General features: G+C 43.6%; 11 protein-coding genes. 7 read left to right on the top strand and 4 right to left on the bottom strand.

From position 1 onward, the window contains the following. Nucleotides 1-181 precede the first annotated feature (181 nt). Complete coding sequence (locus tag G4D73_RS10220; RefSeq protein ID WP_213686711.1) at nucleotides 182-1336, top strand: methionine aminotransferase; 1155 nt, start codon at nucleotides 182-184, stop codon at nucleotides 1334-1336. Between the two features lie 128 nt (nucleotides 1337-1464). Then, nucleotides 1465-2829, top strand: a complete 1365-nt coding sequence (locus G4D73_RS10215) for an MATE family efflux transporter (protein WP_213686710.1) — start codon at nucleotides 1465-1467, stop codon at nucleotides 2827-2829. A 115-nt stretch (nucleotides 2830-2944) separates the two neighbouring features. Here G4D73_RS10215 and G4D73_RS10210 read toward each other — a convergent pair whose 3' ends face one another. Then, nucleotides 2945-3793 (bottom strand): SDR family NAD(P)-dependent oxidoreductase, encoded by an 849-nt coding sequence (locus G4D73_RS10210; protein WP_213686709.1) that lies wholly within the window; start codon nucleotides 3791-3793, stop codon nucleotides 2945-2947. 223 nt (nucleotides 3794-4016) lie between these two features. On the opposite strand from G4D73_RS10210, the gene G4D73_RS10205 reads away from it, so the two are divergent. From G4D73_RS10205 to phoR, 3 genes are all read left to right on the top strand, one after another. Beyond that, nucleotides 4017-4694, top strand: coding sequence for a TetR/AcrR family transcriptional regulator (locus G4D73_RS10205; protein WP_005108393.1), 678 nt, complete (start codon nucleotides 4017-4019; stop codon nucleotides 4692-4694). A gap of 249 nt (nucleotides 4695-4943) precedes the next feature. Further along, entirely contained in the window at nucleotides 4944-5654 is a 711-nt protein-coding gene (gene phoB / locus G4D73_RS10200; RefSeq protein WP_004280972.1) for a phosphate regulon transcriptional regulator PhoB, read from the top strand. 25 nt (nucleotides 5655-5679) lie between these two features. Next, nucleotides 5680-7038 (top strand): phosphate regulon sensor histidine kinase PhoR, encoded by a 1359-nt coding sequence (phoR, locus tag G4D73_RS10195; RefSeq protein ID WP_004732640.1) that lies wholly within the window; start codon nucleotides 5680-5682, stop codon nucleotides 7036-7038. Between the two features lie 48 nt (nucleotides 7039-7086). Here phoR and G4D73_RS10190 read toward each other — a convergent pair whose 3' ends face one another. Both G4D73_RS10190 and G4D73_RS10185 read right to left on the bottom strand, forming a co-directional pair. Next, the gene (locus G4D73_RS10190; RefSeq protein WP_085064755.1) at nucleotides 7087-7737 is read right to left on the bottom strand and encodes a glutathione S-transferase family protein; all 651 of its coding nucleotides are present in this window, start codon (nucleotides 7735-7737) and stop codon (nucleotides 7087-7089) included. Nucleotides 7738-7897: 160 nt separating this feature from the next. After that, a complete protein-coding gene (locus G4D73_RS10185; protein WP_213686708.1) occupies nucleotides 7898-8845 on the bottom strand; it encodes a pirin family protein in 948 nt (315 codons plus the stop codon). A 503-nt stretch (nucleotides 8846-9348) separates the two neighbouring features. On the opposite strand from G4D73_RS10185, the gene G4D73_RS10180 reads away from it, so the two are divergent. Both G4D73_RS10180 and G4D73_RS10175 read left to right on the top strand, forming a co-directional pair. After that, the gene (locus G4D73_RS10180; RefSeq protein ID WP_213686707.1) at nucleotides 9349-10671 is read left to right on the top strand and encodes a GGDEF domain-containing protein; all 1323 of its coding nucleotides are present in this window, start codon (nucleotides 9349-9351) and stop codon (nucleotides 10669-10671) included. A gap of 190 nt (nucleotides 10672-10861) precedes the next feature. Further along, a complete protein-coding gene (locus G4D73_RS10175) occupies nucleotides 10862-12085 on the top strand; it encodes a GGDEF domain-containing protein (RefSeq protein ID WP_213686706.1) in 1224 nt (407 codons plus the stop codon). 8 nt (nucleotides 12086-12093) lie between these two features. Here the strand turns inward: G4D73_RS10175 and G4D73_RS10170 are convergent, their stop codons facing one another. Beyond that, nucleotides 12094-13026, bottom strand: a complete 933-nt coding sequence (locus tag G4D73_RS10170) for a restriction endonuclease (protein ID WP_213686705.1) — start codon at nucleotides 13024-13026, stop codon at nucleotides 12094-12096. Between the last annotated feature and the right edge of the window lie 72 nt (nucleotides 13027-13098).

Genomic DNA, 13098 nt, shown 5'->3' with positions numbered 1-13098 from the left:
CCAGTTCACGATGCATTTCACATAATTAGGCCTTTAATTTATGACTCTTCAATTAAAAATCTTAAATCGCATGTGGTACATCTTAATTAAAAATATTGCCCAATATTCCCTATTTTTCTGATTATCCTATACGGAACTTGCTGTTACACTCATTCAGATCTCATTCTTCAAGGCCAAAGACATGCTGAAACTCCCTTCTAAATTACCTGATTTGGGCGTGACCATTTTTAGTACCATGTCGGCCTTGGCACAAAAACTCGGAGCCTTGAATCTTTCTCAAGGATTTCCGGACTTTGCAGCGCCTCCTGCCTTGATTGAAGCTTTAAACCGGGCCAGCCAGAATGGATTTAACCAGTACGCACCGGGAGATGGTCTGCCAGTCTTGCGAAGTCTGGTGGCAGATCTCTATCAACAGCGTGATCAACTGATTATTGATCCTGTCGAGGAAATCACGATTACGCCTGGGGCCACGATTGCGATTTTTTGTGCCATTCAAGCTACAGTGCGCGCCGGTGAAGAAGTGATTATTTTTGATCCAAGCTACGACAGTTATGGCCCTGCGGTACAACTGGTCGGGGCAAAGCCAGTGCATATTGCTTTACAGCATCCTGATTTTTCTGTGGACTGGAATCAGGTCAAAGATACCATTAATGACCGTACCCGCGTGATTGTGGTGAATACTCCGCATAATCCGAGTGGGAGTGTGTGGTCCAAGGCAGACTGGCAACAGCTGATCGAGCTGATTCGCGAGCGTAATATTGTGGTGCTGTCCGATGAAGTCTATGAACATCTGGTTTTTGACGGCGTTCAGCACTATTCAGCATGGTCATTTCCAGAACTTCGGGAGCGTAGCTTCGTGATTGGCTCTTTTGGTAAAACCTTCCATGTCACGGGCTGGAAAACCGGATTTTGTATTGCTGCACCGGCATTGATGAAAATGTTCAGACAGATTTATCAGTTTGCCAGTTTCTGTGGTGTAACGCCCGTTCAGGTTGCCTTGGTGGAATATATGCAACTGCATCCTGAGCATATACCTGAACTGTCCTCTTTCTATCAAAAAAAACGGGATTTATTTAACTCATCCATTGAAATGTCACACTTTAAATGGACGCCTTCTCAAGGGACTTATTTTCAGAACTTAGATTATTCAGAGATTCGGCCTGAGCTTAATGATCTGTCCATGTGCCATTTTCTGGCAGAACAACATGGGATTGTCGCGATTCCAGTCTCCGCGTTCTACCAACACCCCCCTGCCGATTTACGCCTGCTCAGGTTCTGCTTTGCAAAAAAAGAACAAACCTTGATCCTGGCAGGTCAAATTCTTTCAAAGGTTTAACTCAGCTTTTAACTAAAACTCTCATAAAATAAATGCCTTAGTTACTTAAAAGCTAAGGCTTTTTTTTATATTCTGCCGAATAATGGCAGCATCAACAAATAGATGATAATTCAATCACAGGATGTCGCATGGCACAGCACTCACTGATTCATCAACAGAATTTATGGAAAGCCTTTCTGGTTTTTCTGTTGCCATTAATTGCGACCAATATCTTGCAAAGTCTCTCCGGCACGATCAATACGGTTTTTGTGGGACAAATGCTCGGAGTGAATGCGATTGCTGCTGTTGCCGTTTTTTTCCCCATCCTGTTTTGTCTGATGGCCTTTGTGATTGGTTTATCTGCCGGTTCTACCGTATTGATTGGACAGGCTTGGGGTGGGAAAAATATAGAAAAAGTGCGCTGTGTGGTCGGTTCAACTTTATTTATGACCTTGATTGGCGGCAGCTTGATTGCGCTTTTCGGGGTAATTTTTGCTGAGAATATTCTCTTGGCACTTGGCACAGATCCGGATGTGATGCATTTGTCCCTGCCCTATGTACAATGGATGCTGGCGGGTAGTCCCTTAATTTTTATCTATATTATTTATACCTCGATCTTGCGCGGCGTTGGCGACAGTACCACGCCCCTGTTTGCTTCCGCACTTACCATTGGGGTGGGTCTGGTGGTGACACCGGTCCTGATTGGTGGTTATTTTGGCTTTCCTAAAATGGGCATTATCTCGCCGGCGATTGCCACCATTCTGGGAAATCTGGCGGTCCTGTTGTTTTTAATCATGTATTTGAATTATAGGCAACATCCACTCAAACTGGACTGGGCGTTATTAAAAAATATTCGTCATCAGCCACAGTTGAGCAGAATGATCTTGAAACTGGGTGTTCCGACCGGGGTACAAATGGTCACGACTTCAGTTGCCGGACTGGTGATTGTCGGATTGGTCAACCGCTATGGCGCAGAAGCAACAGCCGCTTATGGCGCAGTCAATCAGGTCTTAAATTATATTCAATTCCCCGCCTTATCGATTGCGATTGCCGCGTCTGTATTTGGCGCTCAAGCCATTGGCGCAGGTAAATCGGATTTGCTCAATAAAGTTACCCGGACTGCGCTGAGTATGAATATTCTATTTACCGGCGGTCTGGTGATTCTGGCCTATCTGTTCTCCAAATATCTGATGGCGCTGTTTATTACCGATCCTAAGGTTGTAGTACTGGGACAACAACTGCTGTTTATTGTGCTGTGGTCGATTCTGTTCTTTGGTGCCAGTGCCATTTTTGCTTCGATCATGCGCTCAAGTGGTACGGTGACCGTGCCAATGCTGATCAATATTTTTGCCATTCTCTGTATTGAAGTTCCCGCCGCTTATCTTTTCAGTCAGTGGTGGGGCCTGGAAGGTATCTGGTATGCCTACGCGTTAGCCTTTGTCAGCCTGTGTATTTTGCAGGGACTGTATTATCAGTTTGTCTGGAAGAAAAAAACGGTTGAAGCGTTGATTTAGATGCAGGGTTTTACTTGTCTAAAGCATTACAGTAGCTAATACTCTCATTCGCAAAAAATTAGCCTCTATTACAGCAATAAAAAAACCCGCTTTCGCGGGTCTGTTTTGCAATTTCTTAAGCAGATTTGTTCTTCTTTTTGCCAAACTGGGTCGCCAGTGCAGTGACATGCTGATAACCGGTCGGCAAGATTCGCTGAATCAGGTCAATTGCCTTGGCATCATTACCGATCAGCAGACGGCGTTTGTCTTTTTGCACCGCCTCCAGAATTTGACGGGCAGCTTCTGCAGGTGGACAACGCAATAATTTATTAAAATTACGGGCTGATTTTTCCGGATTCATACCTAAAGTTAGCAGGCTGTTATTCATTTTTGCGGCATTGGCAATGTTGGTACGGATCCCCCCCGGATGTACACAGAGCGCACTGACTCCGCAATTTTCCAGATCCAGTTCCTGACGTAAGGATTCGGTAAAACCACGTACCGCAAACTTGGTCGCATTATAAGCAGACTGGGTCGGTTGAGCAGTCAGACCAAACAGGCTGGAAATATTGATGATATGACCATCGCCGGTTTTCTTGATCAATGGCAGGAATTCTTTGGTCCCATACACCACACCCCAAAAATTGATCCCGACAATCCATTCCAGTTCTTCATAAGATGCCCCTTCAACGGTTGAGCCTAGTGCAACGCCGGCATTGTTAAAGATCATATTGACACTGCCATGATCCTGTTCGACCTGTGCCGCCCAGTTACGCACCTGTTCCAGTTCAGCCACATTCACTTTCTGGATAGTCACACGAACATCACTCTCTTTGAGCAATTCAAGCGTTTGTGCCAGACCTTGTTCATTGATATCACTCAGCGCCAAGTGACAACCCTGCTGGGCCAGTAATATTGCCAGTTGCTGGCCAATACCCGAACCTGCACCGGTAATCGCAGCGACTTTATTTTTAAAATTTTTCATTCAATTTCCTTATGTAAAGAACTGCCATTCCATGACAGCAGGATCTTGTTCTGTTGTTTCAGGAGCTAGCACAGATCCTCAATATAGTTTTGACAATATAGATTGTCAATAATTATCCCATGTCCTTAGAGGCCAAATTTCAGGGCAGCATTTCCATATAGGTCTAAGCGTGATTTATTGCTAAGATATTTAAAATCTTCATGCAGATGAGCACACAGGCCTTATGACCGATTCAATCGACTCAGCAGCAAAATCACGACCCTCCAAAACTAAGGAACGTCAGTTTAAAGGCCTGTCGATGGCTGAACGGCAGCAGGCACGTCGTGAAAAGCTCATCGAAGCCGGGATTGAAGCTTATGGTAGTTATGGTTTTTTTTCAGTTACTGTCAAAGATATCTGCAATGAAGCCAAACTAACCGAACGTTATTTTTATGAATCCTTCAAGAAAAGCGAACATCTGTTTCAGACCATTTTCTTAAAACTGATTGATGAGCTGCAACAGAATGTGATGCAGGCCATGATGCAGGCCTCGACCGATCCGAAAAAAATGATCGAAGCGGGTTTGACTGCCCTGCTCACTACTCTGCGTGACAATCCGCGCATGGCAAGAATCATTTATATCGATGCCATGCTGGTGCAGGAACTGCATAATCAGGCCACCATTCATGAAACCATGTCACGTTTCGACCGCATGATTCACGCCTTTGTCATGTTGATGATGCCGCAGTTAAATCGCAGTGAGCAGGAAATTTCCCTGGTTTCGACCGGTTTAAATGGTTATGTCACCCAAATTGCCATTCGTTGGGTGATGAGCGGTTTTAAGCATTCGCTTGAGGAAGTTTTATCATCCTGTAGTGTGGTTTTTTTGGCGCTGCTCGAGTCATTTTCAGAGAAAAAATAACTGTTAAATCCTGTGCTTAATAGGCTTTCCTGCATTTACCAGTCAGTTACAAATTTATGCTGCACTACGGAAATGAGTAAAATTAATTTATGATTTTTTAACAAGTTTCTGCGCTATATTTGTCACAAATCTTTTCGAATTTCAGCAGTTTTTCCCTTTCTGCAATGATACTGTCATAATTAGTCTTTGTAATAAGCCTGTCATAAATATAAAACGGTTCACCGTTTACATGAAATAGGGTATTGCGTTGTGAAAGATGACTACATATTAATCGTCGATGACGAGCTCCCGATTCGGGAAATGATCCATACCTCTCTAGATATGGCCGGTTTTCAGTGCTTACAGGCAGAAGATGCCAAGCAGGCGCATCAGATGATTGTGGATCAGCGTCCGGCATTAATTTTGCTGGACTGGATGATGCCGGGTGGTGTCAGCGGTGTGGACCTGTGTCGTCGTCTGAAACGTGATGAAAGCCTGTCAGAAATTCCGGTGATCATGCTCACAGCGCGCGGTGAAGAAGACCATAAAGTACAAGGTCTGGATGCCGGTGCCGATGACTACATGACCAAGCCATTCTCGACCCGAGAACTGGTCTCCCGGATTAAGGCGGTACTGCGCCGTGCCAATGCCCTGAGCGGTGAAAAAACCATTGATGCCAATGGTCTGATTCTGGATCCGGTCAGCCAGCGGGTCAATTTTGGCAATAATATTCTGGAAATGGGACCGACCGAATACCGTTTGCTGGCATTCTTCATGACCCATCCGGAACGTGCCTATACCCGTGCGCAATTGCTGGATCAGGTGTGGGGCGGTAACGTCTATATTGAAGACCGGACCATCGATGTGCATATCCGTCGCCTGCGTAAAGTGCTGGAACCTTATGGTGTAGACCGTTTTGTACAGACCGTTCGCGGAACGGGCTATCGCTTTTCGACCCGTTCAGATGTCGCTTTAGGTTAATATCTTTTAAGGTAAATCTTGTTTTATGTATGAACCCTACCCTGTCCCCGAACTGGCACGTGAACACAAAAGAATCCGTTACAGCAGTTTATGGGATTTTGCGAAGCAGGATTTACGCTTATTGGCTTTTTTCCTGATTATCGCCAGCTTTATCGGTTTTGGGATTGGGTATTTCTGGATTTGTATCGTAATTGCCTTCGTGGCGTTCTTTGCGACCCAAATGCGTTCCTTATATCTGGTCAATGAATGGATTTCCAATCGCCCTTATGATGTTCCACCGAATATTGGCGGGATTTGGGGTGCGCTACTTTTCAATGTTTATCGCGCCCAACGTCAGGAACGGATTGTTCAGGCGGAAATGGTCGAACTGATCGACCGTGCACAGTCTTCACTAGTGGCCTTACAAGAAGCTGTGGTGCTGCTTGATGAAAACCAGCAGATTGAATGGTGGAATCCGGCGGCCGAACGTCTGCTTGGAATCTCGAGTGATGACCGTCGCCGTAATATTCTGACCTTGTTACGCCAACCGAGCTTTATCGAATACTATCACCATATTGATGAATCTCCCGACGGCCTGAAAATGCGTTCTTCGCTGTTTGAAGACCATTATGTGCAGGTTAAAATGACCCGTTTTGGCGGAGAAAGCCGGGTACTGGTCGCTTATGATGTGACCCGGATGCACAATCTCGAACAGATGCGAAAGGATTTTGTCGACAATATTTCACATGAACTGCGCACGCCTTTGACCGTACTCAGTGGCTATATTGAAACCTTTACCGACCAGGAAGATATCAATCCACGCTGGAAACGCGCTTTTGATCAGATGCAGTCGCAAACCCGACGCATGAATGCACTGGTCAACGACCTGCTGCTGCTGTCACGTCTGGAAAATGATAAAAATATTGCCAAAAACCAGATCATTGAAATGCCGAGTCTGATGAACCAGTTGTTCGATGATGCCCAGGCCTATAATATTGACTATGGTCATACCCTGAATCTGGACATTGACAGCCATTGCGATCTGATCGGTTCAGATATGGAACTGGCCAGCGCCTTTAGCAATCTGATCACCAATGCCATCAAGTACACGCCCAAAGGCGGCACCATCACCATCGGCTGGCATGATGATGGCGAGTCTGCCTATTTTGTGGTGCAAGATAACGGTATAGGCATTGATCCCAAACATCTGCCACGACTGACCGAGCGTTTTTACCGCATCGATTCAGACCGTAGCCGCCGGACTGGTGGTACCGGTTTGGGATTGGCAATTGTTAAACATGTACTGATGCAACATCAGGCACATCTGGAAATTGAGTCCAAGGAAAACCAAGGTTCTACCTTTAAGGTGGTTTTCCCCAAAGAACGTCTCAGCTTCCCCGACTAATCTCACAAAATCAAAAAAGGTGCCATCGGCACCTTTTCTTTTAAGCATTTAAGAGCTGATCTGTTTTTCTTTGGACAGTGCACGCGCATAGGCAGCACGTTGTGATACCCGTTTCAGATAAGCTTGAATGGCCGGATAACTTTGTCCTGTCCGGCTCTGCATGGCCTCCAGAGGAAAACTCATCTGAATATCGGCAAAACTGAAATGCCCGGCAAAATAATCATGCTCGCTTAAATAGCTTTCCAAAAACTGGATATGGTCTTTTAAACGGCTCTGTACAAACTGTTTCTTTACCCCATCACAGATTTTTTTGGCGACTGGTCGAATCAGCAAAGGGGTATGTTTAGGTACAGTAGTCATTACCAGTTGCATTACCAGCAGCGGCATTAACGAGCCTTCCGCATAATGCATCCAGTAACGGTACTGGGCCTTGTCGGCAATATCTTCTGGGCGAAACTGCTGCTTTTCATCATAAGTTTCCTGCAAATATTCCAGGATCGCCGCAGATTCCGCCAGTACCTGCGACTGATCGACCAGAATCGGCGCCTTGCCCAACGGATGGATCTGTTTCAAGGCCGGTGGCGCAGAAAGGTTGGGCTGACGTTTATAGTATTTAACCTCGTAATCCAGTCCTAATTCTTCCATGGCCCACAGGATACGAAATGATCGTGATTGTTCGAGATGATGTAAAACACGCATATTAGACTCATGATTTTATTGTTCTTGCTCACTGAGCATAGCAAAAAGTAGCAGACTCTAGCTCATTTTTTGATGACTGTAATGATATGTACCGTATGTTGCAGATTCACTATTTGAGTTCAACTCAGACAGCGCTCCATATTCCCATCATTTTTAGCATTTATCGGGAAGCACGCATCTGGTCTGGAAATGCAGGGGCTTCTAAACGAGGCCCATCATAGGCAGGAATGGAACCAAAACGTTCATGACCTTCAATCCATTGTTCCCGTGCAATTTTAAGGTCCTCTGTCGTGCGCCCGACCAGATTCCACCACAGTAAAATCGGGCTTTCAAATGGTTCCCCACCAATCAATAACACCCGACTCCTGGCATGAATTTCAGCATTGACCTGCTGTAAGCCTGGCTCCAGGATCAGCATATTATCTTCAGTCAGTTCATGCCCATTGATGCTAGCCGTCCCTTCAAGCACCATAAAACCATATTCAAATTTCGGATTCAACGGCAAATGCATACTGCTACTTTCAGCCGCATACAGATCTACTCCGAGCAGTTCGCTATGTACTTTAAGCGGTGATTTTGTTTTTAAATATTCTCCTACCAGCACGGTAAACTCGATGCCTTGCTCATGGACCACCGGCAATTCAGGATAATGGTCAAAACCCGGTGCCATATTGATCTTGTCATCCGGCAAGGCAATCCATAACTGCGCTGCATGCATATGCGTTTCACTCTCGGGAGAGACTTCGGTATGTGAAATGCCATAGCCCGAGGTCATCAGATTGACCTGTTTGGGACGAATCAATTGCTGATTTCCCAGACTGTCATTGTGCATCATGCTGCCCTCGATCATCCAGGTAAAGGTCTGCAGACCAATGTGTGGATGGGGGCCGATATCCAGACCATCTCCTTGCGGAAAACTGGCCGGACCCGCATGATCCAGAAAACACCAGGCACCAATCATGCGTTTATGTCGGCTCGGTAAGGCACGTTTAATCACGGTACCCTGCCCGATTTCTGCACGACGCAAAGGAAACTCCTGAATAAACTGATTCACATACTTTTCACAATCATCGGAATTCGACAGTTCAATATCACTATTATTCGACATGGCTGAGCTTACCTCGGCATTTTCATTCTACTTTTTGAGTGGGTGAGACATGCATTTGACCGATCTAAGATGCCTCTCTGTTCAGGACAATGTACAGGGTCTATGGGCAAAATCTATCCCTGGAAATATTTAGATACGTATAAAACGCCTCACTAGTCTCATCAATTTAAATCCTGAAAGGCGGATGAGATTTGTATCCAAAGCCCCAAACTTGAGCTTTAGCAAGTCAATCATGATTTAGGCACATGGCGTTATGAGTCTAAATAAACTGAAGCTCCAAGAATGTCATTCATCCATGTTTCACGTGAAACGAATCAACAACATCCAAAGACCTCCATGAATAAGATGATTGTTCATGTATTTCAATTACTTTCACTTTTACAAAACACAAATTTTGTTACGTTTTAGCTTTAAAAATTTCCCGGATACCCAATTTTTGGGAGGTTATTTTTTACTCAACCACGGCATAATAGGCACCTATAAAAATAATACTGGATCAGGACATGTCTGCTCAGAATGAGAATATATATTCAACGGCGAATGTATCTTTTCAAAATTCGACGACCGATAAATCACTGAAATTATCTGAATGTGATCTGCAAAACCGTCAGCTGATTGAACAGGCGCTGACAGATCCTCATGCCCGTATCCCTGCCCTGTTTCAGCAGTATTTTCATGATTATGTCTATACGCATAGTCATCATAACTTGCGTCAAATTAACTATCTGGCGCAAATTGCCTTTTTACTGTATTTCTTTGCCGATATCCTGATTATTCCAGACATGTTTTTTATTTCTGGTCTGATGCGCGTCGTTCTGGTTCTGGGGGCGATGTTTTGCTGTTATTACCTGTTTAAAAAATATAAAAATATTCAAATTCTGGACAGAATCTTGCCGATAGGCACCACTGTAGCTGCAGCGGCCTGGATTAGCTTACTCGCGCTTTCAACCAGTCCCCATGTTGCCACCTATATTTATGCCTCTGCGATCTTTATTCTTATCGCCAATCTCTGTGTGCAGACCCAGTTTAAAGTCGCAGTCTATTGCTCCATCTTGATTGCGCTGTTTATCATGCTTGGGGTGACCCAGTTCATGAGTGCCTCTCAAGCCTTTATTTTTAGTGTGGTCTTTAGTCCACTGTGGTTTTTTAGCATTTATATTAACTGGAATAATATTCTAAATGTGCGGCGTTCTTTTCTGCGCTCCCTGCTCGATGAATGGAACTATCAAACCTTAAAGAATCTGGCACATACCGATGATTTGACCCAGCTCTACAACCGTCGCCATTTTGTCGATATGGCTGAACGCTCTATTCATCAATGGCCTAAACATGCCAGTAGCTGCCTGCTGATGTTTGATGTCGATCATTTTAAAAATATTAATGATAGCTATGGGCATGATGTTGGTGATCGGGTGCTACAACTGATTGCTGAAGTGACCCGTAAAGAAATGCGGCATAGCGATGTACTGGCACGTTTTGGCGGAGAAGAGTTTATCGCCCTCCTGGAAGATACTCAGCTGCAAGACAGCCTGGTGATTGCAGAACGAATTCGTTGTGCAATTCAAAAGCAGTACATTTATGTCGAACCCAATCATGCTATCCGGTTCACCATTTCGATCGGTGTAGCAGAACTGGAATCCCATACCCAAACTCTGGAAGATCTGATCAAACAAGCCGATATCGCCTTGTATCAGGCCAAGAAGTCTGGCCGAAACCGGATTGAAATCTATCATCCGGATATGCTGAATAAGCCCACGCCAGCAACAGAAAATCCCTGGAATGTATTTAAGCCAGACACTCAACCAGCCCAGTCAACGGCGAATTAAAGCTGAATCATTGGTCTGTTCTATAAGCTAGGATCATCCTTAGAATGCGTTAATCGGGGATTTCATTTTATAAAATAAATTTAATTCTTCCACTTTTAAAATATCAAACAAAAGAATAGAATATTTTTTATACAACTATATATAAATTTCATCTTATTCATTTTTATATATTTTAATTTGGGAAGGCTGCATGCCGCATGATAACGAAAAAGAATCACGTACCCTGATTCAGGAGGCTCTTCAAGATCCGCTGGTTCGTATTCCTGCGCCTTTAAAACCGGCCTACTATGCCCATCAAAAAAAGCTCACTTTAAAATACTTATTACAGGTTAATTTATTCGCACAGCTGGCATATGCCTCTTATACCCTCGCCGATATTCTGGTGCTGAATGATATTCTCACGTTACTCATTTTGACCAAAATCAGCTATACCATCCTGATCGTACTGATCACGATCTGGATGTATCACTCTTACCGCAATTTACCTGTGTTTGATTTACTCTTGCCCACCTCAATTATTGGCGCAAGTGCCATCTGGTTTTTTAATCTAAATCAGTCCGAAAGTGCTTATACTCTCATTTATCAATATGCCTCCTTGGTCTTTATTGTATTGGCCAATTTATGTGTACAGATCCGGTTCTGGCCGTCTTTGATTACTTCGAGTCTGATTACTTTGATGATTTACATCGGTGTATATTTCAATACTCGGTCTGACCTGTACCAGATATTTTTATTTTCCCTGATTTATCTGCCGGTATTGACCTTCAGTCTTTATATTAGTTGGAGCTCAACCTTAAAATCACGCATGGTATTTTTGCAGCATACCCTGAATGAATATAACCGGCAGGCCTTTGAAAATATGGCTCATACTGATTCACTCACTGGCCTGAATAACCGTCGCTGTTTTGAATATCTCGCGCAGCAACTGGTACAACAGAATTTTGATCAACCTGCACCCATGAGTTTACTGGTCTTTGATGTCGATCACTTTAAGCAGATTAATGATCGTTATGGTCATGATATCGGAGATCAGGTCTTACAGACGATCGCCCTAAGTACACGCAGCGAAATGCGGCAGCATGATATTTTGGCACGCTATGGGGGCGAGGAATTTATTGCATTTTTACCCGAAACTTCTCTGGATGAAGCGCTAAGAGTTGCCGAGCGTTTAAGGCATAAAATTGAAAATATTGTGATCGATCTAGACAGCCAACATCGTTTCAGTTTTAGCATTTCGATTGATGCTGCCATTCTGGAAAGCTGTGAAACAGATTTGATGACTCTGATTAAACAGGCAGATATTGCCTTATATCAGGCTAAAGCTAATGGACGGAATCGGGTTGAAGCTTATGATCCGGATCTGGAGCAAAGTTTAGCTGGAGAGATGCAAAACTGGCAGGTTAAACCGGCTTAAATTAGCCGTTAAAAATTATCTTCATCAAAACGATCTTGGTCAATTTTATAAATATGAAAACTACGCTCTATTTGTACACCTAAACCAAATTCAATCATTAAAGACGTCAGCTTATCGCCATCAATTAGAACAATACCGGATTTTCTTGCCGACTCGATGGCCTCTTTACTGAAACTGGAAGTGGTAATGAATACACCCTTCTTAGCAACTTGATCGGCCAAAGCGCCTTTAAACTGTTGAATGTCGGGACGGCCAACAGTATTTTCCCAACGTTTCGCTTGGATGTAAATTTTATCTAGCCCTAATCGATCTTCACTAATTACACCATCAATTCCACCATCGTTAGTTTTACCAATCGCTTGAGCTGCATCTTGATGTGAACCGCCGTAGCCCATTGCCACCAAAAGATCGACAACCAGTCTTTCAAAAAATGAAGGAGACTTATCTTTTACCATCTGAAGCAAATCACTTTTCAAATCAGATTTTAATAATTCCGTTGTGTTCTGGATTGTTTCTTCTGGAGTCTGAGTTTCTTGGTAACTATTTAGGCTTTCAATAACTTGTAGATTCCCGATCCCAAACTCATCTTTATTTTTCTTTCCTAATTTAAAATCTGAAAATCCGTTGAACTGTGCTAAATATTCATTTGTTATAGCATCCAAACTTTTTAAATCAATCTGTCTACCTAAGCGACTAATCTCACAATATGCCCTCTTCGGTTGTTGAACTAAGCCCGCCTTAACTAAGTAGGTCTTTGCCCATGCCACTCTATCTTTAAATATATTTTTCCCACTAGGAAGAGTCTTATTTAAATCCTCTTCGTGTAAATTGGAACGTTCAGCTAGGATATTCGCAGCATCCGAAATTTTTATTGGCTCATTTAATTCTGATAATAATTTCATTAAAGGCAGCATTAATTGATCATAAGTAGGTAAAGGCATTTTTTAGCTTTTAAAGGTTTATTTTTATTCAGTATAAATCAAAAAAAGAGCGCCGAAGCGCTCTTTTTTATT

Origin of the sequence: Acinetobacter sp. WY4 (assembly GCF_018438165.1) — a bacterium.
Taxonomy (GTDB): Bacteria; Pseudomonadota; Gammaproteobacteria; order Pseudomonadales; family Moraxellaceae; genus Acinetobacter.
The sequence above is the reverse complement of the archived record's forward strand: the minus strand, read 5'-3'. Positions and strand labels throughout refer to the sequence as shown.

Bases quoted from the DNA above. Each gene is read 5' to 3' on its own strand.
- G4D73_RS10185 (WP_213686708.1), bottom strand. From the start codon at position 8,845: ATGTCGAATAATAGTGATATTGAACTGTCGAATTCCGATGATTGTGAA.
- G4D73_RS10170 (WP_213686705.1), bottom strand. From the start codon at position 13,026: ATGCCTTTACCTACTTATGATCAATTAATGCTGCCTTTAATGAAATTA.
- G4D73_RS10210 (WP_213686709.1), bottom strand. From the start codon at position 3,793: ATGAAAAATTTTAAAAATAAAGTCGCTGCGATTACCGGTGCAGGTTCG.
- G4D73_RS10220 (WP_213686711.1), top strand. From the start codon at position 182: ATGCTGAAACTCCCTTCTAAATTACCTGATTTGGGCGTGACCATTTTT.
- G4D73_RS10180 (WP_213686707.1), top strand. From the start codon at position 9,349: ATGTCTGCTCAGAATGAGAATATATATTCAACGGCGAATGTATCTTTT.
- phoR (WP_004732640.1), top strand. From the start codon at position 5,680: ATGTATGAACCCTACCCTGTCCCCGAACTGGCACGTGAACACAAAAGA.
- G4D73_RS10175 (WP_213686706.1), top strand. From the start codon at position 10,862: ATGCCGCATGATAACGAAAAAGAATCACGTACCCTGATTCAGGAGGCT.
- G4D73_RS10215 (WP_213686710.1), top strand. From the start codon at position 1,465: ATGGCACAGCACTCACTGATTCATCAACAGAATTTATGGAAAGCCTTT.
- G4D73_RS10190 (WP_085064755.1), bottom strand. From the start codon at position 7,737: ATGCGTGTTTTACATCATCTCGAACAATCACGATCATTTCGTATCCTG.
- G4D73_RS10205 (WP_005108393.1), top strand. From the start codon at position 4,017: ATGACCGATTCAATCGACTCAGCAGCAAAATCACGACCCTCCAAAACT.